The following is a 22,622-nucleotide window of genomic DNA, read 5'->3' as shown; positions in this document are numbered from 1 at the left end:
GCTCGATCATCGCCTGCATCGAGGCCACCATCTTCGCTGAAGCCGTGCGTCTAGACGTCCTGGACGGCGAGCCTCGCTTTGGACCTCCTCGCAAGGCTGACGCCTACAAGTACGTCAGGCTCTACACGGTCCTGCTGGACTCAGGCATGCGCCTAGGAGAGGCCCTCAACCTCCTTCCAAGCGACATCGACTACGGGACGGAGGAGAACCCAGGAATCATCAAGCTCCACCGCGTAAAGGAGCTTAAGAACGGAAAGGCTCGAACCGTTCCCATGACCAAGAGGTGCCGAGCCGCGCTGATGGAGTGCAGGGACGTCCCAGGAGGCCCCTTCAAAGACCTGTACCGACGTCGGGCTCAAGCAATCTGGAAGGCGGCCACGAAGAACGCCGGAGTGACCAACCCTGAATGCGTCATCCACTCGCCACGGGAAACATCAAACTGGTCCAGGAGTGGCTAGGTCACACGACTATCGTCACGACCTCCAACACCTACGCGCATGTTGTCTCGAAGACGATGATAAGCGCCGCTCGCTCCTTGGAGGAGCGGAGCGGAACCTAACCTCACTTAACCGGGAATGTTCTAGGACAGGGAATGTCGGAATGTCCTGTTACCTGTAAATCTAACGAGGCTAGTATAGTTAACTCGTTGATTTACAAGCATTTTATATGGTGCCCAAGGGGGGACTCGAACCCCCACGCCTCTCGGCGCTACCACCTCAAGGTAGTGCGTCTACCAATTCCGCCACCTGGGCAGGTGTCTTGCTTTTTACTTCTTGGCCGGCGTTGCGGCCGGTACCTCGCCTGCGCTCTTGGCGGGAGCAGGCTGCGCCGCGGGTACGTCACCAGTGTGGGACGACTGCGGTGCGGCCTGCGGCACTTCGGGGTTGGCCGTCGTTGCCGCGGGCTGCGCATTCTGCGCAGGTGCGGGCTTGTTGGCAAGCCCCGACATCACGCCCAGATCGGTATCGCCGCCCTTGGGCGCGCCGCCATGGCTGAGATAGATGCCCATGCCGAGGCTGAGCACGAAGAACAGCGTCGCCAGCACGCCGGTGGCGCGCGTGAGGAAGCTGGCCGAACCGCGCGCACCGAACACGGTGGCCGACGCGCCGCCGCCGAAGCCCGAGCCCGCGTCGGCGCCAGCGCCGCGCTGCAGCAGGATCAGCACGATCATCGCCGCCGCGATCAGGATGTAAAACACGCTGAAGATGACGAACATGTGGTTCCAGGCTTCCGTGGCGCTCAACGCGCCGCGGCGCAGATAGCGAGAAAGTCGGCCGATGTCAGCGACGCCCCCCCGATCAGCCCGCCGTCCACGTCGGTTTGCGCGAACAGTTCGGCGGCGTTGGCCGGTTTGACGCTGCCGCCGTAAAGCAGCCGGGTCAGACCGCCAATCATAGCATCTTCTTTTGCGAGTTGGCTACGAATGAAGGCATGCGCGGCCTGCACCTGTGCCGGCGTGGCGGTGTGTCCGGTGCCGATGGCCCAGACGGGCTCGTAGGCGACCACGGCGGTGTCGAAGCTGGCGATGCCGTTGAGCGCCAGCACGGCGTCGAGCTGGCGCGCGATCACCGCATCGGCCAGACCGGCCTCGCGCTGCGCCAGCGTCTCGCCGACACAGAGCACCGGCGTCAGGCCGGCCGCGCGTACCGCGGCGAACTTGCGCGCCACCAGCGCATCGCTTTCGCCGTGGTACTGGCGCCGCTCGGAGTGGCCGACCAGCACCCAGCGCGCGCCGACGTCGGCCAGCATGGCGGCGGAAACCTCGCCGGTGTAGGCGCCCTGGCCCTCGTGCTCGCTCACGTCCTGCGCGCCGAAGCCGAGGCCGTCGTCGGCATGCCGCCCGGCGAGTTCGCCCAGGTAGGGATAAGGCGGGAAGAGCAGCACATCGATCCCGGCGGGCAGCGCCGCGGCGATCTCCGACGCCAGCGCGGCCGCCATCGAACGGCTACCGTGCATCTTCCAGTTACCGGCAACGAGTTTCTTGCGCATCGCATGCATCCGTGTCGGCCAAACCGGAAAAGCTTAGCGACCGCCCGGGGGCGGAGCAAACCCCATACTGGCGGGCGAGCGGCGATGCTTTCAACATGGGCGCCCCGCTGCCGAGGAACCGCCATGCCGCCTGCCCGTCCGCTCAGCCTGATCACCGGCGCTTCCGCCGGCATCGGCGCCGCCTTCGCCCGCGAGCTGGCCGCGCGCGGGCACGACCTCGTGCTGACCGCGCGCCGCGCGGAGCGACTGGAAGCGCTGGCCGAGGAGCTGCGCGCCACGCACGGCAGCACGGTGACGGTGCTGCCGTGCGACCTGGAAGATCCGCGCGCACCGGAGCAGCTGTGCGCCGCGCTGGCGGAACGCGGCCTCGAGGTGGGCTGGCTGATCAACAACGCCGGCTACGGCGTGCCCGGCAGCTTCGTCGCCAACCGCTGGGCCACGCATGCGGCTTTCCTGCAGGTGCTGCTCACCGCGCCGACCGAGCTGGCCTGGCGGCTGCTGCCGGCCATGCGCCGGCGCGGCTACGGCCGCATCGTCAACGTCGCCTCGCTGGCCGGCTTCGTGCCCGGCACGGCCGGGCACACGCTGTACGCGGCGAGCAAGGCGTATTTGATCAAGTTCTCGCAGTCGCTGGCGCTGGAGAACCACAGCGCCGGCGTCAACGTCTGCGCGCTTTGCCCGGGCTTCACCAAGTCGGAATTCCACGACGTCACCGGCACCCGCGCGAAGGTGGAGCAGATGCCGGGCTTCATGTGGATGCGCGCGCAGGACGTGGTGCGCGAAGGCATCGAGGCGGTGGAGCGCGGCCGCGCGGTGCACGTGACCGGGCGCGTGAACCGCGCGATCAAGGCGCTGTCGGAACTGCTGCCCGACCGGCTGGCGCTGTGGCTGTCGGCACGCGAGTCGAGGCGCTACCGCAATCTCGACCACTAACCGGAACGTCGCGCCCGGCATCGCGCGGCGGCAATTGCGACGCCCCGCACCGATCCGCACGCGCAGGCCCCGCCGCCCTGGCCGTTTGCGCTAACGTGGAGGCACCTCTGCGCCGCGGATCGCCCATGTCCCTGTTCCCCCAGCACCCCGCGATGCGGCCCCTGCCCTACCGCAAGCCGACCGAGGGGCGCGACTACTGGATCGTGGACGACGTGCTGCCGGACCCCGACGCCGTGCGTCGGCGCTGCCTGGCCAAGACCGAGTGGGAGTACGGCTACCCGACCACCGGCGAGGCCTGGCCAGGCATGCGCGCCATCCCGGCGCTGGCGGACCGGGAACTGGCCGCGCTCGATGCGCTGGTCTGCCGCCTCACCGGCGCGAAAAAGCTGTGGGTGGAGGAAGCCGAGGGCGGCATGCGGCTCAACCACAACTGCGTGCAGGTGGTGGGCGCTGCCGAGGGCGTGATGAAGCCGCACACCGACTCGCTCAACCTGTGCCGCTATGCCGCGGTGATCTACCTCAACCCCGCGGTGCCCGCGCCATGCGGCACCAGCTTCTTCCGCCAGCGCCAGCCCAACGGCGGGCTCGGCGGCAACCTGGTGATGCCGCCGCACCGCAACCTGGTCGATGCGCTGGGCACGCGCTTCGTACCGCCCGGCGCCTTCGCCGAGGACGTGCGCGTGCCGCACCGCTACAACCGCCTGCTGCTGTACAAGGCCAACCTCGTGCACAGCGCCAGCGCGTACTGGGGCCTGGACTTCGCCGACCGCCGCATGGCGGCGGTGTTCTTCTGGATGGCCTGAGCACCCGGCGCGCGATGCACCGGGCGGCGATGGTCAGATCAGCTTGATCTCGCGCAACCGCTGCAGCAGGTACTCGTGCGAGGTGATCGAAGTGTCGTAGCGGCTCGGGTTGTCAGGCGTGACCGTCTGCGGCAGCGGGTCGAGCACCACGTCCGGGTTCGGATGCAGGAAGAACGGCACCGAGTAGCGCGGCTTGCGCGCGCTGGCGTTGGGCGGGTTCACCACGCGGTGGGTGGTGGACGGGTACACGTGATTGGTCAGCCGCTGCAGCATGTCGCCGATATTGACCACGATGGCGTCGCCCTCGGTGGTGATCGGCAGCCACGCGCCCTCGCGGGTGAGTACTTCCAGGCCTTCGGCGCTGGCGCCCACCAGCAAGGTGATGAAGTTGATGTCCTCGTGCGCGCCGGCGCGCACGTTGGGCACGTCGTCCTGCTCGATCGGCGGATAGTGCAGCGGGCGCAGGATCGAGTTGCCCTGGTCGGTCTTGTCCTCGAAATAGTGTTCGGGCAGGCCGATGTGCAGCGCCAGCGCGCGCAGCACGCGGGTGCCTAGCTGGTCCAGCGCCTCGTAGAGGCCATGACCGTATTCCTTGAAACCAGGCACCTCGGCGGGCCAGAGGTTCGGCGGCATCAGGCTGGCGAACTTCGAGTCGCGCGGGATCTCGCGGCCGATGTGCCAGAACTCCTTGAGGTCGGGGTACTTGCTGTCCTTGGCGGTCTCCACCTTGAACGGCGTGTAGCCGCGCGCACCGCCGCTGCCGGGCACGTGGTACTGCAGCTTGGTCTCGGCCGGCAGCGCGAAGAAGCGCTTGAAGGCGTCGTAGGCGCCGTCGATCAGCTCGGACGCGATGCCGTGGCCGCTGATGCAGCAGAAGCCGAATTCGCGGTAGGCCGCGCCGAGTTCGGCCACGAAGGCGTCGCGGTCGGTGTCGTAGCGGCGGATGTCGAGGGTGGGAACGTTCTTCATGATGGTTTCGGTCCAGGTGAGCGTGCGGTCGATTTGTTCCGCCACCGCCGGGCGGGGCACGTCGGGCCAATCCTTGGCGACCTGGGCGAAGGGCCTTGAGGCCCTACCGGTTCACGAGCGTTCGGCCGCGGATTTTACGACGCCGGCCAGGCGCTCCGCCAACTGCTGCACCTCGTCCGCGTCGGCCGCCTCCACCGTCACGCGCACCAGCGGCTCGGTGCCGGAGGCGCGCAGCACCACGCGGCCGCGGCCGCGCAGGGCCTGCTCCACTTCGGCCAGCGCGTGGCGCACCGGTTCGCCGTCCAGCGCCTCGCGGGCGCCGTCCGCGCGCACGTTGAGCATCACCTGGGGTAGCTTGTGCAGCCCCTGGCGCGCCTCGGCCAGATCCTGCCCGCTGGCGGCCAGCGCCTCCAGCACGGCGAGCGCGGCGACGATGCCGTCGCCGGTGGTGTGCCGGTCCAGGCACAGGATATGGCCGGAGGTCTCGCCGCCGAGCAGCCCGCCGTGCGCCTTGAGCTGCTGCAGCACGTAGCGGTCGCCGACGTTGGCGCGGACCAGCGCGATGCCCATGCCGGCCAGGGCCTTCTCCAGCCCGTAGTTGCTCATCAGCGTGCCGACCACCGGCCCCTTGAGCGCACCGCGCGAGCGCCAACTGCATGCCAGCACGTAGAGGATGTCGTCGCCGTCGGCGAGCGCGCCGTGGCGGTCCACCAGCTGCACGCGGTCGCCGTCGCCGTCGAAGGCGATGCCGAGGTCCGCGCCGTGCGCCAGCACCGCGCGCTGCAGGGTCTGCGGATGGGTGGAGCCGACCTCGAGGTTGATGTTGAGGCCGTCGGGCCGGTCGCCGATGGCGACCACCTGCGCGCCCAGCTCCGCGAACACCTTGGGCGCCGCCTGGTAGGTCGCGCCGTTGGCGCAGTCGAGCACGATCTTCAAGCCGTGCAGGCTGAAGTCCTCCGCCACGGTGGCCTTGCAGAATTCCGTGTAGCGCGCGGCGGCGTCGGCCAGGCGCACCGCCTTGCCCAGCCGCTCGGACGGCACGGTAACGAACTCGGCCTCCAGCTCGCGCTCGATCGCCTGCTCCACCTCGTCGGGCAGCTTCTCGCCGTCGGCGGAGAAGAACTTGATGCCGTTGTCCTGGTGCGGGTTGTGCGAGGCGCTGATGACGATGCCGGCCGCCGCGCGCATCGAGCGGGTGAGGAAGGCCACCGCCGGCGTCGGCATCGGGCCGAGCAGGCCCACGTCCACGCCGGCCGCCACCAGCCCCGCTTCCAGCGCGGATTCGAACATGTAGCCGGACACGCGCGTGTCCTTGCCGATCAGCACCTGCGGGCGGCGCCCGGCGCCGCGCGCCAGCACGGTGCCGGCGGCGCGGCCCAGGCGCAGGATGAAGTCCGCGCTGATCGGCCATTGCCCGACCCGGCCGCGGATGCCGTCGGTGCCGAAATACTTGAGTTGCGTCATGGCGTGGTCCTTGCGCTCGGCCGCGCGCGGCGGCGGGCGGGATTCATTCGTCGTCGGGCCAGCGCGGCGCGGGCGGGCGGTCATCGCGGCGCGTCGGCGCGTCGCCAGCCTTCACCGCCTGCCACACCGCGAGGGCGTCGATCGTGGCGGCGACATCATGCACGCGCAGCAGCAGCGCGCCACGCTGCGCTGCGATCAGCGCCGCGGCGGCGGAGCCGGCCGCGCGCTCGGCCGGGCGCTCGCGGCCGGTGAGGGCGCCGATCATCGACTTGCGCGAGAGGCCCACGTAGAGGCCGGCGCCCAGGCCCGTGAAGCGCTCCAGCGCGCGCAGCAGCGCCAGGTTGTGCTCCAGCGTCTTGCCGAAGCCGAAGCCGGGGTCGACCATCACCTTGCGCTTGTCCAGGCCCGCCAGCTCGCAGGCGAACAGGCGGTCGGCGAGAAAGCGGTGCACCTCGCCCACCACGTCGTCGTACTGCGGCGCCGCCTGCATGCCGCGCGGCTCGCCCTGCATGTGCATCAGGCATACCGGCACGCCGAGTTCGGCCGCCGCGTCCAGCGCGCCTTCGCGGCGCAGCGCGTAGACGTCGTTGATCATGCCGGCGCCGGCGGCCACGGCGGCGCGCATCACCTCGGGCTTGGAGGTGTCCACCGCGATCGGCAGCGCGGTCCGCGCGACAAGTTGCTCGATCACCGGGATCACCCGGCGCAGTTCTTCCTCCAGCGGCACCTCGGCCGCGCCGGGGCGGGTGGATTCGCCGCCCACGTCGAGCATAGCCGCGCCCTGCTCCGCCAGCATCAGGCCGTGCGCCACCGCGCCCGCGGCGTCGGCGTGCTCGCCGCCGTCGGAGAAGGAATCGGGCGTAACGTTGACGATGCCCACCACGCGCGGCCGGTCCAGCACCAGCCGGCGGCCGGCGCAGTCCAGCACGGGCGCGAACAGCGGATCGGGCGTGCCCATCAGGCGACCAGCCCGCCCAGCGCGCCCATGAACTGGCGGTAGTAGCGCAGCTCCTGCACGGAGTCGCGGATGTCCGAGAGCGCGGTGTGCGCGGACTCCTTGCTCACCCCGCGCGCGATCTCCGGCGACCAGCGGCGCGAGAGTTCCTTGAGCGTGGACACGTCGAGGTTGCGGTAGTGGAAGTAGCGCTCCAGATGCGACATCTGCCGGTGCAGGAAGCGGCGGTCCTGGCAGATCGAGTTGCCGCACATCGGCGACTTGCCGGGGCCCACCCACTCGCGCAGGAAGTCCAGCGTGGCCCGCTCGGCCGTGGCGTGGTCGATGCTCGATTCGAGCACCTGCTGCCACAGGCCCGAGCGCTGGTGCTGGTTGCGGTTCCAGGCGTCCATCGACTCCAGCCGCTCGGCCGGATGGTGGATGGCGAACACCGGCCCTTCGGCCAGGATGTTGAGGTCCTTGTCGGTGACGAGCGTGGCGATCTCCAGCACCGAATCCTGGTCGGTGTCCAGCCCCGTCATCTCCAGATCGATCCAGATCAGGTTTTCATCGTTGGCTTGGCTCATGCGTCCTCCGGGCAAGCGGCGCAGTCTAAAACAGCCGGCCGGCCCGCGTCGCGCCGGGCCGCGGGAGGAAACGCGGCTCAGGCGCTCTCGCCCAGCGCCTCCGGCGTCGCGGCGCGGCCGCGCACGGCGAAGAAGTAGTAGGCGGCGGCGAGCGCGAACAGCGCGAGAAAGACCGCAAACAGCAGCGGGTTGTAGACCACCATCGTCACCAGGCAGAGCACCGCGGCGAGGAGCGCGACCAGCGGGAACCACGGGTGGCACGGCGCACGGAACGGCCGCGCCAGCCCAGGCTCACGGCGGCGCAGCTTAAGCTGCGCCAGCATCGCCACGATGTACATCGTCACCGCGCCGAACACCGACAGCGTGACGATGTTGGCGGTGAGCGGCTGCCCGCCCAGTTGCACGAGGCTGTCGGAGAAGATCGCCGCGATGCCCACCGCGCCGCCGGCGAGGATCGCCCAATGCGGCGTGCGCCGCCGGCCCAGCCGCGCCAGCGCGGGCGGCAGGAAGCCCGCGCGGGCCAGCGCGAAGATCTGCCGCGAGTAGCCCATGATGATGCCGTGGAAGGAAGCAATGAGCCCGAACAGGCCCACCGCCACCAGCATGTGCAGCCAGCCGCTGTGCTCGCCCACCACCGCGCGCATCGCCTGCGGCAGCGGGTCGTTGATGTCGGCGAGCCGGCGCCAGTCGCCCACGCCGCCCGCGCACAGCATCACGCCGAAGGCCAGCAGCGCCAGCGTGCCGATGCCGGCGATGTAGGCCACCGGCACCGTGCGGCGCGGCTCGCGCACTTCCTCGGCGGCCATCGCGGCGCCCTCGATGGCGAGGTAGAACCAGATCGCGAAGGGAATGGCCGCCACCATGCCGCCCAGCGCGTGCGCGCCGAAGGCGTCCTGCCCGGCCCAGCCGTACGCGGCGAAATTCGCCCACGCGAAACCCGGCGCCACCACGCCCATGAACACCAGCAGCTCCACGATGGCGAGCAGCGTGACGATGAGCTCGAACGTGGCCGCGATCGACACGCCGGCGATGTTGAGCGCCATGAACACCCCGTACGCGCCCACCGCCACCGCCTTGGGCGGCAACGCCGGGAACTGCACGTTGAGGTAGGCGCCGATGGACAGCGCGATCGCCGGCGGCGCGAACACAAACTCCACCAGGGTGGCGAAGCCCGCCACCAGCCCGCCCCACGGCCCGAACGCGCGGTAGCCGTAGGCGAACGGCCCGCCTGCATGCGGGATCGCGGTGGTCAGCTCCGTGTAGCTGAAGATGAAGGTGACGTACATCAGCGTGACGAACGCCGCCGTGACCAGGAAGCCCAGCGTGCCCGCGCCGGCCCAGCCGTAGCTCCAGCCGAAGTACTCGCCCGAGATCACCAGCCCCACGGCGATGCCCCACAGGTGCCAGCCGTTGAGGTGCTTGGCGAGGGTGGCGGGTTGGGTCATGGATGGACTCCGGGGAAATGTTCGTGGGTGTGCATGCTGGGATGAGGGAAGTTCGAGGCCATCCGGTGGCGGCGCGGCACTGGATGCCGGCCTGCGCCGGCATGACGACGAGGGGGGATGCCGCCTGAGCCGCATCCGGCCGGCCTATGTCCGGTCGCGTTACATCCAGGCCGTGCAGCATCCTGTGCGGCGAGATGCCAGGTATCGAACCCGGCTTCGTGCGGCGGGCGAGCGGCGGGGACGTGGACGAAGCGCGATGGCGAACCGCGCTCACCCCGCCCGTCATGCCGGCGCAGGCCGGCATCCAGCGCCGCACGCCACCATGGTCGCCCCATGACGACGAGACAACGCGCCCCTGCCGCTCGCCTTGTCGCGTCCCTCATCGACTTTCCGACGCCGGCAGGGAAACATCGAGCTTCAACGCCGTGCCCGTCAGCCGGCGCTGGCGCGCCTCCGTCGCCAGCGCCGCGAGCAGGCCGCTGGCGCGTTCGTAGTCGAGCCCATGGGCGTGGATGTTGGAGAGGCAGTTGCGCAGCGCATCCGGGTGGCCGGCGCGCGGCGCCCAGGTCAAATACACGCCGAGGCTGTCGGCCACGCTGAGGCCCGGCCGCTCGCCGATCAGCACCGCCACCATGCGCGCGCCGAGCCGTTGCGCGACGGCATCGCCTAGCGCCACCCGCGCCTGCCGCGCCAGCACCATCGGCGCGATCGACCAGCCGGCCAGCCGCCGCCGCGTGGCGTCCAGCAGCGGCAGGGCATGCGCCATCGCGGCGGTGGCGGAGAGGCCGTCGGCGATCACGAAGGCGAGGTCGTAGTCGCCGCGCGCGGCGTCCAGCGCGTCCATGCCCTGCCCCAGTTCGCGCCCCCAGTCGGGCCGCGCCAGGTAGGCCGTGCGATCGGGCGCGCGGCTGGCCACCTCGATGCACGCGCGCGGCGCCAGCGCCCGGCGCAAGGCGTCGAGGTCGATCGCCGCGTGCACCGCGTCGCGCGCCTGGCTGGCGGCGGCCTGGAAATCGAGCAGGGCCCGGGTGGGCAGCGCATCGCCACTGCGGCCGAGGCCGATGCGTGCGCGGGTGAGCGCGCGCAGCCGCGCGAAGGGGTCGAGGCCCGCCGTCATCGCGCCGCACCCAGCAGCCGGCGCACCGGCGCGCTGCCCGCGGACGGCGGCGGCAGCCGGCCCTGCCCGTCGAGCAGGCCCATGCGCGCCAGCCACTGCGCGAATTCCGGTGCGGGCCCGAGGCCCAGCGTGTGGCGCAGGCCCAGCACGTCGTGGAAGGACAGGCTCTGGTAATTGAGCATCACGTCGTCTGCCCCCGGCACCGCGATCAGGAAATTGACGCCGGCGTTGGCGAGCAAGTGCATCAGCACGTCCATGTCGTCCTGATCGGCCTCGGCGTGGTTGGTGTAGCAGACGTCCACGCCCATCGGCAGGCCGAGCAGCTTGCCGCAGAAATGGTCCTCCAGCCCCGCGCGGACGATCTGCCGCGCGTCGTAGAGGTATTCCGGCCCGATGAAACCGACCACGGTGTTGACCAGCAGCGGGTCGAACGCGCGCGCCACCGCGTAGGCGCGCGCCTCCAGCGTCTGCTGGTCCACGCCGTGGTGCGCGCCGGCCGACAGCGCGCTGCCCTGCCCGGTCTCGAAGTACATGCACTGCTGCCCGACCGTGCCGCGCTTCAACGCGCGCGCCGCCTCGTGCGCCTCGCGCAGCAGCGCGAGGTTCACGCCGAAGCCTAAGTTGGCGCCCTCGGTGCCGGCGACGGACTGGAACACCAGGTCCACCGGCGCGCCACGCTCGATCGCCTTGAGGCTGGTGGTGACGTGGGCCAGCACGCAGGACTGCATCGGGATGTCGAAGCGCCGGCGCAGTTCGTCGAGCAGTTCGAGCAGGCCGATGCAGTCGGCCACGCTGTCGCCGGCCGGGTTGATGCCGATCACCGCGTCGCCCATGCCGAACAGCAGGCCGTCGAGCACCGCCGCGGCGATGCCGGCCGGGTCGTCGGTGGGATGGTTGGGCTGCAGGCGGCTGGCCAGCGTGCCGGGCCGGCCGAGCGTGGTGCGGAAGGCGCTGGCGACGCGGCACTTGGCGGCCACCGCGATCAGGTCGGCGTTGCGCATCAGCTTGGACACCGCCGCCGCCATCTCCGGCGTCAGCCCCGGCGCCAGCGCGGTGAGCACGGCCGCGTCGGCCTCGTAGGAGAGCAGCCAGTCGCGCAGCTCGCCCACGCTCATGTGGGCCACCGGGGCGAAGGCTTGCACGTCGTGCGTGTCGACGATCAGCCGGGTGACTTCGTCGTCCTCGTAGGGCACCAGGTCGCGTTCGAGGAAGGCCTGCAGCGGGAGGTCCGCCAGCGCGTAGCGCGCGGCCACGCGCTCGGCCTCGCTGGCGGCGGCGATCCCGGCCAGCTCGTCGCCGGAACGGCGCGGCGACGCCTTCGCCATCAGCGAACGCAGATCGTCGAAGCGGTAGCGCGTGGCGCCCAGTGTCGCGGTATAGGCCATCGGCAACCCTCGCTGTCCTTACCGATACTAAGGCGGCCGGATTTTGCGACGCAACACGCCTGGGGCTTGGCTTGCCGAGGGAGTGCGCCGGCGCGCGACCATGACGCCAGGCGTGCCGCTGCGTAGGCTTGCCGCGCGCAGCGCGCTCCAGAGCTTGCTCACGATCTTCCTGCTGGTGGCGTGCAGTGTTGTTGAAGCCCAACCCTGTGTTGTTGGAGCCCCATCGCAAGCTGGCCGGCCTTCGGCCGGTGTTTCGCTCATCTGCCGAAGGTCGGCCAGTTCGCGCCAACGTTTCGCTTCAAAAACCCGGACGTGTGGCGCTGGGTGACCAGCTTCGCTGTTGTGAAGCGCCTCCGGCCTACGTCGGAACGACGAGCAAGAGCGCAATCGCTAGCGTTCCCGCGCCCCCATGGCTACCGCAAGACGCGCTCCATGGCTCCAACGCGCCGGCAGCAAGATCGTGAACAGGCTCTCAGCGCGGCTTTGCGTCGGACCGCGGCGCGGCGGCCTCCGGCGAAAACAACGCGGCCCGCTCGCCGGCGACTTCGAGCAGGGGCCAGTCCGGCTGGCGCGGCACCAGCTGGCCGGCGAGCAAAGCGGCGCGGACCTTGTGCTGATCCATCCAGGCCCAGGTCACGCTGCCCTGGGCCGTCCAGCCTTGGGCGTCCCGGGTGGCGAGGACGCATTCCACCAGCCCGCCCACCTCGCACAGCAGGTGCTGGCGCTGGCCATCACCGCGCAGGTCGGGCGTCAGCAGCAGGCAATCGGCCTGCTTGCGTAGACAGCCCGCGTCGGGCAGCCGGTGCGTCAGCAGGGCGTCGAGGTAGCTGTCCTCGACCGGCGCGACGCCGGGCCCCAACCGGATCCGGCCGCGCAGCTCGGCTGGCGTGGGCGGTGCTTGCAGGCGGCGCCATGGCATGGGCGACGTCCTCGCCAGCGCATCGGTCATCGCCTGGCTCAGCGTGGCGCTGGCGATGACGTCCGGATCGTCGCGCAACGCCTGCACGGCCCGGTAGCCCAGGCGGCCGCTGTCGAAGCGCAGGTAGTCGAGATCCAGTTCCTCCGGTGCCTTGCCCGCCGCCCGCCAATGCGCCAGCTGGCTGGCCACGGCGATGCGATGCGGATCGAGCAGCGGCGAGTCGGCCGCGGCGGCCAGCAGCACGCTGCACAGGGCCAGCGCCACGTTGACCCGAGGCACGTCGTGCAGCCAGCCGCGACGCCAGCGCAGCACGGCGACGGCATAACCCAGCGCGTGACCGGCCAGCAGCAGCGCCAGCAGCGCGACCCACACCCGCTCCGCCGTCCAGCCGTACTGGGCCACGCGCAGGTACAGCGCGTACAGGGTCAGGCCCGCGTACAGCGGCAGGCTCAAGAGGCCCGCCTCGACGATGCGCCGCAGCCACGCCGGATACGGCACGTTCCCGGTGCCGTCCTGCCGCACGGCATTGAGTAGCAGCACCATCACCAGTTGCAGCGCGATCAGGATGCTCGCGGCCATGCGCGTGCGCCACAGGCCTTCCAGGCCGGTGAACGGCAGGCTCAGCACGAACAGCACGCCGATGAAGGCGACCAGCGGCAGCAGCCCCCGGCACACCCCGAACAGGATCTGCCGCGTGACCTCGAGCGCCCGCTGCTGCGTGCGCCCGACCAGCAGGCCGAGCCCCGCCATCAGGCCGGTAGCGAGGTAGACGAACGGACGCCAGCCGAACAGCTCGCGGAAGATGCGCAGGCCCACCAGCGCGAACAGCTCCGCCCACAGGGTCAAGAGCAACCAGCACACGCCGACGAAGGCCACCGCCAGCAGCAGGATCAGGCCGTTCTGCCAGGCATGCCCGAACAGCCGCGGGTAATCGGGACGCCAGCGGCCGCTGTCGAGGTAGGCCTGCAGGAACGGCAGCAGCAGGAACAGGGCCCCGCCGAGGCTGAGCACGTACGGCGCGATCACGGTGTCGGCATGGATCGAGGGAGCGTCGATGCTCCAGCCGGCCCACGTCGCCAGCGCCAGCAACCCCGCCGTCAGCGCGAGCAGCGCGCGCGCATAGCGGCGGTCGTCGAGCCGCCGCAGGGCCAGCACCATCACGGGCGGCAAGCCGATCGCCAGGGTGTACCAACCGACCAGGCGGGTCGGGGCAGCGAAGGGCCACCAGCCCGCGCGCTGTCCCTGGTCGGCCAGGTACAAGGCCAACCCCGTCAGCACGGCGATCAGCACCACGGCGCCGCGCTCGCGGCGGGGCAAGGCGTCCTGCTCCGGCATGGCTGTCCCCTCCGCTTTCCCGATCCGGTCCAGCATACCCGCCGCCCCGGGCCTTTTTGCGGGCGCCGGCGTGGCCGCAGCGAGTTCTCGCGAGCCAGCCATGCGATCATCGGCGGATGAGCCAAGCGACCTTCTTCTGGCACGACTACGAAACCTCCGGCGCCGATCCGCGGCGCGACCGCCCCCTCCAGTTCGCCGGCCTGCGCACCACCATGGAGCTGGAGATCGTGGGCGAGCCGGTGATGTTCTACGGCAAGCCGCCGCGCGATGCCCTGCCGCACCCGGAGGCCTGCCTGATCACCGGCATCGCCCCGCAGCAGGCCGAGCGCGAGGGCGTGGGCGAGGCGGCCTTCGCCGCCCGCGTGCACGAGCAGCTGGCGCAGCCGGGCACCTGCGGCGTGGGCTACAACTCGCTGCGCTTCGACGACGAGTTCACCCGCCACCTGCTCTACCGCAACTTCTACGAGCCCTACGCGCGCGAGTGGGAGCACGGCAACTCGCGCTGGGACCTGATCGACCTGGTGCGCATGTGCCAGGCGCTGCGCCCGGAAGGCATCGTGTGGCCGCAGCGCGAGGACGGCACGCCGAGCTTCAAGCTCGAACACCTGGCCGCCGCCAACCACCTGCAGCAGGAGCGCGCGCACGACGCGCTGTCGGACGTGCACGCGCTGATCGGCCTGGCGCGGCTGATCCGCGCGCGCCAGCCGCGGCTGTGGGATTGGTTCTTCGACCTGCGCCGCAAGCAGCGCGTGTTCGGCCTGCTCGACGTGGGCGGCATGACGCCGCTGGTGCACGTCTCCTCGCGCTACCCGGCGAGCCGCCACTGCCTGGCCGTGATCGCGCCGCTGGCGATGCACCCGAGCCGGCCGGGCGAGGTGATCGTCTACGACCTGGGCACCGATCCCGCCGAGCTGCTGGCATTGGAGGAGGACGACATCGCCGACCGCGTGTTCACCACGCGCGCGGACCTGCCCGAGGGCGTCGAGCGCATCCCGCTGCGCACCGTGCGCGCCAACCGCGCGCCGGCGCTGGCGCCGCTCTCGGTGCTCAAGGGCGCGGACCACGCGCGCCTCGGGCTCGACCTGGACCGCAACCTGGCCCACCTCGAACGCCTGCGCGCGGCGGCCGATCTCGCCGCCAAGGTCGGCCGCGTATTCGCCCGCGCCGCCGACCTGCCGCCGCCGGAAGACCCCGAACTCGCGCTCTACGCCGGCTTCCTGCCCGATGCCGACAAGCGCCTGCTGGCCCAGGTGCGCGCCACACCGCCGGAGCAGTTGGGCACGCGCGGCTTCCCCTTCCGCGACGCGCGCTATGTGGAGCTGCTGTTCCGCTACCGCGCGCGCAACTGGCCGCACACGCTCGACGCCGAGGAGCGCGCGCGCTGGGAAGCCTTCCGCCTGCACCGGCTGACCCGCCCCGGCCCGCTCACCACCCTCACCCTCGACGGCTACTTCGCCCGCCTCGCCGCGCTGCGCCAGGAGCCCTCCGCGCACGACAAGCTGCCGCTGCTGGACCAGTTGCAGGCCTGGGGCGAATCGCTGGCCGCCGAACTGGTTCCCCTCGCCGTCTGACACCGCCCCGACCGCCATGCCCCAAGCCTATTTCACGCCCGCCACCTTCCGCTTCTTCAAGGCGCTCGCGCGCCACAACGACCGCGAGTGGTTCGCCGCGCACAAGGACGACTACGAGCGCCACGTGCGCGAGCCGTTCCTGGCACTGATCGGCGACCTCGCCGCGCCGCTGGCGAAGATCAGCCCGCACTACCGCGCCGACCCGCGCAAGAACGGCGGCTCGCTGTTCCGCATCTACCGCGACACGCGCTTCGCCAACGACAAGCAGCCGTACAAGCCCTGGCAGGGCGCGCGCTTCTTCCACGAGCGGCGGCGCGAAATCCCGGCGCCCTCCTTCTATTTGCACATCCAGCCCGGCGAATGCTTCGCCGGCGGCGGCATGTGGCACCCGGAGCCGGACGCGCTCAAGCGCATCCGCGCCTTCCTCGCCGACAACCCGGCCGCGTGGAAGCGCGCCACGCAGGGCAAGGCGTTCCGCGAGCACTTCGTGTTCTGGGGCGAATCGCTGAGCCGCCCGCCGCGCGGCTACGACCCCGCGCACGAGTTGATCGAGGACTTAAAGCGCAAGGACTTCGCCGCCGGCACCGACTTCTCCGAAGAGCTGGCCTGCTCGACCGAACTGCTGCCGTGGACGGTGGAGCAGTTCAAGCGCATCGCGCCGATGATCGACTACCTGTGCGCGACGCAGGAGCTGGATTTCTGAGGGCCTGCCTGCGCGCCATTTTTTGCGTGACATCCCTGCGCGCACGACCGCGGCATGGCGGCGTGGCGGCTGCGTAGGTTTGTCGCGCGCAAGCGCGCTCCACATCCCCGAATGTTTCGACGGCAAGATCACGAACTGGCGCAGCGCCACCTGCTCCTCCCCTGCCGCAGGGGAGCGTTGGGGAGGGGTAAACCCTTGCTCCGAGGCTAGCCCTCGACCGCTCTGCGCGAGCAGAGGGAGGTGCCCGTCAAAGGCGCTGCGACAGCCGGTGAACCGGCCCCTCAGCGCTCATGGAACGCCCGCTTCGTCGCCATCAGGTACACCCCGACCAGCGCCCCCACCACCGCGGTGATCGCCACGTAGTGCGCCGGCGCCATCGCGCCCAGGCGCGCGGCGAGGTAGGCGATCAGCGGCGGCGTCACGGCGCCGACGGTGGCGTAGGCGAGGTTGTAGGAGAAGGACAGGCCGGAGAAGCGGATGGCCGGCGGGAACGCCGCCACCATCACCGCCGGCACGATGCCTACCGCGCCCACGCACAGCCCGGCCAGCGCGTACAGCGCGAGGAAGTGCCGGCCGCCCGCGGCGAGATCGCGGTACAGCGCATAGGTGGCGAGCAGCATCGCCAGCGAACCGAGCAGCAAGGCGCGGCCGCGGCCGAAGCGGTCGGCCAGCAGGCCGCCGCCGATGCAGCCCGCCAGCAGCGCGAGCGCCGCCAGGCTGTTGCCGAGGAAGGCGCGCGGGGCGTCGATGTGGAAGCTGGTCTGGGCGATGGTCGGCGTCATCAGGATCACCACCACGATCGCCGCAGTGAGCATCCAGGTCACCAGCACCGACAGCAGTACGCCGTCGAGGTGGCCGGCCAGCACGCGCTTGAGCGGCAGCTCGTGCTCCAGTTCCTTGCGCTCGCGCATGGCCGCGAACACCGGCGTCTCGCTCAGCCAGCGGCGCACCCACACGGCGAAGAAGCCAAAGATGCCGCCGAGCACGAACGGGATGCGCCAGCCGTAGCCGCGCACTTCTTCCGGCGTGAGGTGGGTGTTGAGTCCCGCGGCGACCAGCGAGCCGACCAGGATGCCGGCGGTGAGGCCGGAGGTGAGCACGGCGCAGGCGAAGCCGATCCGCCCCGGCGGCGCATGCTCGGCCACGAACACCCAGGCGCCCGGGATCTCGCCGCCGATGGCCACGCCCTGCACGATGCGCAGCAGCAGCAACAGCACCGGCGCCAGCGCGCCCACCTGCGCGTAGGTGGGCAGCAGGCCGATGCACAGCGTGGGCAGCGCCATCAGGAACACGCTCAGGGTGAACATCTTCTTGCGGCCCGAGCGGTCGCCGAAGTGCGCCATCACGATGCCGCCCAGCGGGCGTGCGAGATAGCCCGCGGCGAAGATGCCGTACACCTGCAGCAGCGCCAGCCACTCGGGCATGTCGTGCGGGAAGAACAGCTGTCCGAGCACCTTGGTGAAGAACACGAACACGACGAAGTCGTAGAACTCCAGCGCGCCGCCGAGCGCGGCCAGCGCCAGCGTGCGCACGCCGCCGCGGCCGAAGCCCGGGTGCGCGGCCGGCGCCGCCGCGGAGGTTTCCGCCTTCATGGCCTGGATTTCCTTGAGCCTGGGATTCAGGGCGCCGGGACGCTCAGCGCTCGTAGTAGCGGCGGCGGCCGGCGAGCAGGTAGATCGCCACCAGCACGCCCAGCACCGCGGTGGCCGCCACGTAGTAGGCCGGCGCCATCGAACCGAAGTGCGCGGCGGCGTAGGCGATGGAGGGCGGCGTGATGGCGCCGAACACCGCGTAGGCCACGTTGTAGGAGAAGGAAATGCCCGAGTAGCGGATGGCCGGCGGGAAAGCCGCCACCATCACCGAGGGGATGATGCCGATCACGCCGGTGAAGAGGCCCGCCAGGGCGTAGAGCGCGTAGAAGTGCTGGCCGCCGGTGCGCAGGTCGGCATACAGGGCCAGCGCCGAGCCGCACAGGCCGATACAGCCGAGCAGCAGGCCGCGGGCCCGGCCCAGCCGGTCCACCACCACGCCGCTGGCGAGGCAGCCCAGGGTCAGCATCAGCGAGGCCAGCAGGTTGCCGTGCGAGGCGGTGACCGGGTCCAGGTGGAAGCTGGTCTGCACGATGGTCGGCGTCATCAGGATCAGCACCACCACCGCGGCGGTAAGCACCCAGGTCACCAGCACGGTGAGCAGGATGCCGTGCAGGTGGCCCGACAGCACTTCCTTCAGCGGCATCGTCTCGCTGAGCTGGCGCTCGGCGCGCAGGGCCGCGAACACCGGCGTCTCGCTCAGCCAGCGGCGCACCCACACGGCCACGAAGCCGAACACGCCGCCGAGCAGGAAGGCCAGGCGCCAGGCCCAGGCGGTGACTTCCTCCGGCGCGAAGTGCGACGAAATGCCCAGGGCGACCAGGGAGCCCATCAGGATGCCGGCGGTGATGCCCGAGGTGAGGCAGGCCACCGCGAAGCCGGCGCGGCCCGCCGGCGCGTGCTCGGCCACGAACACCCAGGCGCCCGGCATCTCGCCGCCGATGGCGGCGCCCTGCATCACGCGCATGAGCAGCAGCAGCACCGGCGCCAACGCGCCGATCTGCGCGTAGGTGGGCAGCAGGCCGATGCACAGCGTGGGCAGCGCCATCAGGAACACGCTCAGGGTGAACATCTTCTTGCGGCCCGAGCGGTCGCCGAAGTGCGCCATGATGATGCCGCCCAGCGGCCGCGCCAGGTAGCCGGCGGCGAAGATGCCGTAGACCTGCACCACCGACAGCCACTCGGGCATGTCCTTGGGGAAGAACAGGTGGCCGAGCACCTTGGTGAAGAACACGAACACCACGAAGTCGTAGAACTCGAGCGCGCCGCCGAGGGCGGAGAGGGCCAGGGTGCGGGTGTCTTGGCGGTTGAGCTGGCCCGGCACGGCGGGCGCGACGACGGATGCATCGTGGGACATCGTGGATTCCCGAATCGCTGTTCTTATAAAGATGGCCGGGCAACATACACGCAAAGCGCACAGCAAGTCACCCTACCAAGGTGTACGGGCGTAAAGCCATCTAGCCGTCCAAAAAACGTGGCCTTCCCGGCCGCATTGATGCTATAACGCCCGGCCATTCATCGACTTGCCGCCCCTTACATGTGCTTTCCGACCACCGCCCTCCCCCGCCGCAGCGCCTTGTACGGCGCCGTCCTGCTGGCCTTCGCCCTGCCCTCGCACGCCGTGGACTTCAAGCTCGCGGACGGAGAGATTACCGGGAAATGGACCACGCGCGTGGTGGCGGGTGCGGCAATGCGTACCAGCAGCCCTTCGAAGCACCTGGTGGGCAAGGGCTACCGCTCGGACGGCCGGCCCAAGGGCGGCGACGGCGCGGACACCGCCGACGACGGCAACGTCAACTACGGCAAGGGTGATGTGTACTCCAACCTCTACAAGGTGGTGAGCGGCGTCGACCTCAAGTACAAGAACTTCGGCATCAACGCCAGCGCGCGCGCCTGGTACGACGCCGCGCTGGACAACCGCGACGTGCCCCAGGGCAGCGCGGCGAACGGCTTCGGCGCCAACCGCCCGCTCAGCGACCGCGGCCTCAACCACGCCAACCGGTTCTCCGGCTTCATGTGGCTCAACGCCTACGCCTACGGCCACTTCGCGCTGAGCGACGACGTCGGCCTGGACCTGCGCGCCGGCAAGCAGACGGTGAAATGGGGCGAGGACCTGTTCGCGCAGAACCTCAACCTCGTCAACCCCATCGACTACACCACCCTGCACCGCCCCGGCACCGATCCGGCCACCGAGGCGCAGCTGCCGGTGGAGCTGCTGTGGGGCAAGCTCGGCCTGGGCAAGGAAGTGAGCCTGGAAGGCTTCTACCAGTGGAAGTGGCGCGCGAACGAGTACGACCCCTGCGGCACCTTCTTCTCCTCCACCGACCTCGGTTTCGACCGGTCCTGCTCGAGCATCCAGAGCAACGCCTACTACCCGATCAACGCCTATTCGGCCAATGCGGGCAAATGGCTGAGCGACAGTTTCATGTACCAGCAGGGCGCGATCCTGCCCGGCGGCCCCGCGGTGTACGGGCGTGACCACGGCCAGTGGGGCGTGTCCCTGCACTACGCGCCGGCGGCGCTGGGCACCGACTTCGGCGCCTACTACATGGTGATCAACTCGCGCTCGCCCTACCTCAACGCCACCACCATCAACCCGGCCACGCAGAACAACGCGCTGGTGCCGGCGCTGACCGCCGCCGGCGTGCCGCTGGCCTATGCGAACCTGTCGGCGCGCCTGTCCAGCATCACCGAGTACTGGGTGTTCCCCAACGCCATCCGCGTCGCCGGCCTCTCGGCCTCCACCCGCGTGGCGGGCTGGAAGCTGGCCGGCGAGGTGTCCTACACCAAGGACCTGCCGGTGCAGATCAACACCGCCGACATGTTCGCCGCGCTCACCCGCAACGGCGGCCCGATCGGCGACCGCATGGCCGGTATCGCGCCGGGCGGCGTGCTGGCGGGCTACGACCGCTTCGACAAGACCCAGGCGCAGGTCAACGCGGTGCGTGTGTTCAAGGACGTGTGGGGCGCCGACAGCGCGCTCCTCGCCGGCGAGGCGGTGTGGAGCCACGCCAACCTGCCCGCGCTGGCCGACACGCGCTACGGCCGCGGCTTCGCCTGGGGCTTCTCGCCGCAGTGGAGCGACGGCGCCTGCTCGGCGGTGCAGAACCCGCAGGGCTGCCTGAGCCGCGGTTTCTACACCCGCCAGGCCTGGGGCTATCGCCTGAAGGGCCAGCTCAACTACGCGCTGGCGGGCGGCTGGACGCTGTCGCCGGCGCTCGGCTGGGCGCAGGACGTGCACGGCTTCTCCGTCGACAACCAGCTGGTGGACGGCCGCAAGCAGTACACCGCCAGCCTCACCGCGCAGTATCGCAAGCACTACTTCGCCACGCTGAGCTACACCAACTGGGTGGACAACGCGCCCTACGACGTGCTCAAGGACCACGACTTCCTGAGCTTCGCGGTGGGCGCCACGTTCTGACCTCCGGGCGTGGCGGGCCGGCCTGCGCCGTCCCGCCGGCCTGATGCGCGGGCCCATGCTGCGTTGCCCGACGCCACGGCCTGCGCCTTCGCGTATGCTGCCGCCGTCCGGCCACCGCGCCGGACCCGGTCCCGGCCTACCGCTGGCTATGCGGGGTGCCGGTCCGGTCAGGGGAAAAACGTTGTCTGGCCTGCATAAGGAATCTTCCTATGAGCATGGGCAAGCGTTTGGCGGCCGAATTCTTCGGCACGTACTGGCTGGTCACCGGCGGCTGCGGCAGCGCCGTACTGGCCGCGGCCTTTCCACAACTGGGCATCGGCTTCGCGGGCGTGGCGCTCGCCTTCGGCCTCACCGTGGTGACCATGGCCTACGCGGTGGGCCACATCTCGGGCGGACACTTCAACCCGGCGGTAACCGTGGGCCTGTGAGCCGGCGGCCGTTTTCCGGCGCGGGACGTCGTGCCCTACCTGGTGGTCCAGGTGGTCGGCGCGATCGCGGCGGCGGCGGTGCTCTACGTCATCGCCAGCGGCAAGGCCGGCTTCGACGCGGCGGCCGGCGGCTTCGCCTCCAACGGCTACGGCGAACATTCGCCCGGCGGCTACTCGATCACCGCGGCGATCGTGTGCGAGCTGGTGATGACGGCGTTCTTCCTGATCGTGATAAACGGCGCCACCGACCGGCTGGCCCCGAGCGGCTTCGCGCCGCTGGCGATCGGCCTCGCCCTCACCCTGATCCACTTGATCAGCATCCCGGTCACCAACACCTCGGTGAACCCGGCGCGCAGCACCGGCGTGGCGTTGTTCCAGGGCGGCTGGGCGATCGGGCAGCTGTGGCTGTTCTGGCTGGTGCCGCTGATCGGCGGCGCGGTCGGCGGCCTGCTCTATCGCCACCTGCTGGAAAGCCGCGATTGACCGCAGCGCCCGCGCGGCCGGCGCACGGATCGGTCCACACTCTTGCCGTGATGCCGAATGGCCACTCCCTCGCGTACGGCAGGCAGCCGCCTGAAAGACCATGGCTACGCACGAAGGAGTGGAACGCCATGCGTCTTGAACAGGCGCTCACGCCGTCTCGTACAGCTCCAGCGGCAAGCCGTCCGGGTCGGCGAAGAAGGTGAAGCGCTGGCCGGTGTACTCGTCCACCCGCACCGGCTCGCACGCCACGCCGCATTCGCCGAGCGCGCGCACGGCCACCTCGATGTCCTCCACGGCGAAGGCCAGGTGGCGCAGCCCGGCCGCTTCCGGGTAGGAGGGCCGTGGCGGCGGCGCGGGGAAGGAGAACAGCTCCAGCGTCACGCCCGGCGCCACTTCCAGGTCGCACTTCCACGAATCGCGCGCCTCGCGGTAGACCTCGCGCACGATCGGCAGGCCGAGCGTCTCGCTGTAGAAGGCGCGCGAGCGCGCGTAGTCCGAGCAGATCACGGCGACATGGTGGATGCGCGTCAACAGCAACTGCGACATG

At 70.5% G+C, this 22,622-nt stretch carries 19 protein-coding genes, 1 tRNA gene and 1 pseudogene; 7 read left to right on the top strand and 14 right to left on the bottom strand.

Annotated elements, in window-relative coordinates; genetic code table 11:
* A partial coding sequence (locus ACH65_RS18975) for a tyrosine-type recombinase/integrase (protein WP_153242546.1) occupies positions 1 to 458 on the top strand: 458 nt, incomplete at its 5' end.
* 209 nt (positions 459 to 667) lie between these two features.
* Here ACH65_RS18975 and ACH65_RS09775 read toward each other — a convergent pair.
* From ACH65_RS09775 to tpiA, 3 genes are all read right to left on the bottom strand, one after another.
* Positions 668 to 752, bottom strand: a tRNA-Leu gene (locus ACH65_RS09775).
* A gap of 14 nt (positions 753 to 766) precedes the next feature.
* Positions 767 to 1,216 (bottom strand): preprotein translocase subunit SecG, encoded by a 450-nt coding sequence (gene secG / locus ACH65_RS09770; protein WP_049622395.1) that lies wholly within the window; start codon positions 1,214 to 1,216, stop codon positions 767 to 769.
* Positions 1,217 to 1,239: 23 nt separating this feature from the next.
* The gene (gene tpiA, locus ACH65_RS09765) at positions 1,240 to 1,989 is read right to left on the bottom strand and encodes a triose-phosphate isomerase (RefSeq protein ID WP_049622394.1); all 750 of its coding nucleotides are present in this window, start codon (positions 1,987 to 1,989) and stop codon (positions 1,240 to 1,242) included.
* Between the two features lie 123 nt (positions 1,990 to 2,112).
* Between tpiA and ACH65_RS09760 the strand changes: the two genes are divergently transcribed.
* Together ACH65_RS09760 and ACH65_RS09755 are read left to right on the top strand one after the other, a co-directional pair.
* On the top strand, positions 2,113 to 2,922 hold the full coding sequence (locus ACH65_RS09760) for an SDR family NAD(P)-dependent oxidoreductase (protein ID WP_049622393.1): 810 nt from the start codon (positions 2,113 to 2,115) through the stop codon (positions 2,920 to 2,922).
* 125 nt (positions 2,923 to 3,047) lie between these two features.
* Complete coding sequence (locus ACH65_RS09755; protein WP_049622392.1) at positions 3,048 to 3,725, top strand: DUF6445 family protein; 678 nt, start codon at positions 3,048 to 3,050, stop codon at positions 3,723 to 3,725.
* A gap of 33 nt (positions 3,726 to 3,758) precedes the next feature.
* Here ACH65_RS09755 and ACH65_RS09750 read toward each other — a convergent pair whose 3' ends face one another.
* The 8 genes from ACH65_RS09750 to ACH65_RS09715 all read right to left on the bottom strand — a co-directional run bounded on the left by ACH65_RS09750 (position 3,759) and on the right by ACH65_RS09715 (position 13,880).
* A complete protein-coding gene (locus ACH65_RS09750) occupies positions 3,759 to 4,694 on the bottom strand; it encodes an isopenicillin N synthase family dioxygenase (protein ID WP_049622408.1) in 936 nt (311 codons plus the stop codon).
* A 111-nt stretch (positions 4,695 to 4,805) separates the two neighbouring features.
* Entirely contained in the window at positions 4,806 to 6,158 is a 1,353-nt protein-coding gene (gene glmM, locus ACH65_RS09745) for a phosphoglucosamine mutase (protein ID WP_049622407.1), read from the bottom strand.
* Between the two features lie 43 nt (positions 6,159 to 6,201).
* Positions 6,202 to 7,116, bottom strand: a complete 915-nt coding sequence (gene folP / locus ACH65_RS09740) for a dihydropteroate synthase (protein ID WP_049622391.1) — start codon at positions 7,114 to 7,116, stop codon at positions 6,202 to 6,204.
* Positions 7,116 to 7,679: an oligoribonuclease gene (gene orn / locus ACH65_RS09735; protein ID WP_049622390.1), complete on the bottom strand. Its 564-nt coding sequence runs from the start codon at positions 7,677 to 7,679 to the stop codon at positions 7,116 to 7,118. Before orn ends, folP begins: the two co-directional genes overlap by 1 nt.
* Before the next feature lie 77 nt (positions 7,680 to 7,756).
* Positions 7,757 to 9,124, bottom strand: coding sequence for an ethanolamine permease (eat, locus tag ACH65_RS09730; protein WP_049622389.1), 1,368 nt, complete (start codon positions 9,122 to 9,124; stop codon positions 7,757 to 7,759).
* Between the two features lie 379 nt (positions 9,125 to 9,503).
* Positions 9,504 to 10,241 carry an ethanolamine ammonia-lyase subunit EutC gene (gene eutC / locus ACH65_RS09725; protein ID WP_049622388.1) on the bottom strand — a complete coding sequence of 246 codons (738 nt, stop codon included), beginning with the start codon at positions 10,239 to 10,241 and terminating at the stop codon, positions 9,504 to 9,506.
* Positions 10,238 to 11,626 carry an ethanolamine ammonia-lyase subunit EutB gene (locus ACH65_RS09720; protein ID WP_049622387.1) on the bottom strand — a complete coding sequence of 463 codons (1,389 nt, stop codon included), beginning with the start codon at positions 11,624 to 11,626 and terminating at the stop codon, positions 10,238 to 10,240. The genes eutC and ACH65_RS09720 overlap by 4 nt, the downstream gene beginning before the upstream one ends.
* Before the next feature lie 472 nt (positions 11,627 to 12,098).
* Positions 12,099 to 13,880 carry a DUF4153 domain-containing protein gene (locus ACH65_RS09715; protein ID WP_049622386.1) on the bottom strand — a complete coding sequence of 594 codons (1,782 nt, stop codon included), beginning with the start codon at positions 13,878 to 13,880 and terminating at the stop codon, positions 12,099 to 12,101.
* A 116-nt stretch (positions 13,881 to 13,996) separates the two neighbouring features.
* On the opposite strand from ACH65_RS09715, the gene sbcB reads away from it, so the two are divergent.
* Together sbcB and ACH65_RS09705 are read left to right on the top strand one after the other, a co-directional pair.
* Positions 13,997 to 15,451 (top strand): exodeoxyribonuclease I, encoded by a 1,455-nt coding sequence (sbcB, locus tag ACH65_RS09710; protein WP_049622385.1) that lies wholly within the window; start codon positions 13,997 to 13,999, stop codon positions 15,449 to 15,451.
* A 16-nt stretch (positions 15,452 to 15,467) separates the two neighbouring features.
* A complete protein-coding gene (locus tag ACH65_RS09705; RefSeq protein ID WP_049622384.1) occupies positions 15,468 to 16,154 on the top strand; it encodes a DUF2461 domain-containing protein in 687 nt (228 codons plus the stop codon).
* Positions 16,155 to 16,435: 281 nt separating this feature from the next.
* Here ACH65_RS09705 and ACH65_RS09700 read toward each other — a convergent pair whose 3' ends face one another.
* Both ACH65_RS09700 and ACH65_RS09695 read right to left on the bottom strand, forming a co-directional pair.
* Positions 16,436 to 17,746 (bottom strand): MFS transporter, encoded by a 1,311-nt coding sequence (locus ACH65_RS09700; protein WP_049622383.1) that lies wholly within the window; start codon positions 17,744 to 17,746, stop codon positions 16,436 to 16,438.
* Positions 17,747 to 17,789: 43 nt separating this feature from the next.
* A complete protein-coding gene (locus tag ACH65_RS09695) occupies positions 17,790 to 19,100 on the bottom strand; it encodes an MFS transporter (protein ID WP_049622382.1) in 1,311 nt (436 codons plus the stop codon).
* A 219-nt stretch (positions 19,101 to 19,319) separates the two neighbouring features.
* Between ACH65_RS09695 and ACH65_RS09690 the strand changes: the two genes are divergently transcribed.
* Together ACH65_RS09690 and aqpZ are read left to right on the top strand one after the other, a co-directional pair.
* A complete protein-coding gene (locus tag ACH65_RS09690; protein WP_161805607.1) occupies positions 19,320 to 21,164 on the top strand; it encodes a DUF1302 domain-containing protein in 1,845 nt (614 codons plus the stop codon).
* A gap of 209 nt (positions 21,165 to 21,373) precedes the next feature.
* Positions 21,374 to 22,075, top strand: a pseudogene (aqpZ, locus tag ACH65_RS09685) (aquaporin Z).
* 147 nt (positions 22,076 to 22,222) lie between these two features.
* On the opposite strand, the gene gloA2 reads toward aqpZ, so the two are convergent.
* The gene (gene gloA2, locus ACH65_RS09680; protein WP_049622380.1) at positions 22,223 to 22,621 is read right to left on the bottom strand and encodes an SMU1112c/YaeR family gloxylase I-like metalloprotein; all 399 of its coding nucleotides are present in this window, start codon (positions 22,619 to 22,621) and stop codon (positions 22,223 to 22,225) included.
* Position 22,622: the final 1 nt, after the last annotated feature.

It is taken from the genome of Frateuria defendens, from assembly GCF_001182895.1.
Classification (GTDB): domain Bacteria; phylum Pseudomonadota; class Gammaproteobacteria; order Xanthomonadales; family Rhodanobacteraceae; genus Frateuria_B; species Frateuria_B defendens.
The sequence above is the reverse complement of the archived record's forward strand: the minus strand, read 5'-3'. Positions and strand labels throughout refer to the sequence as shown.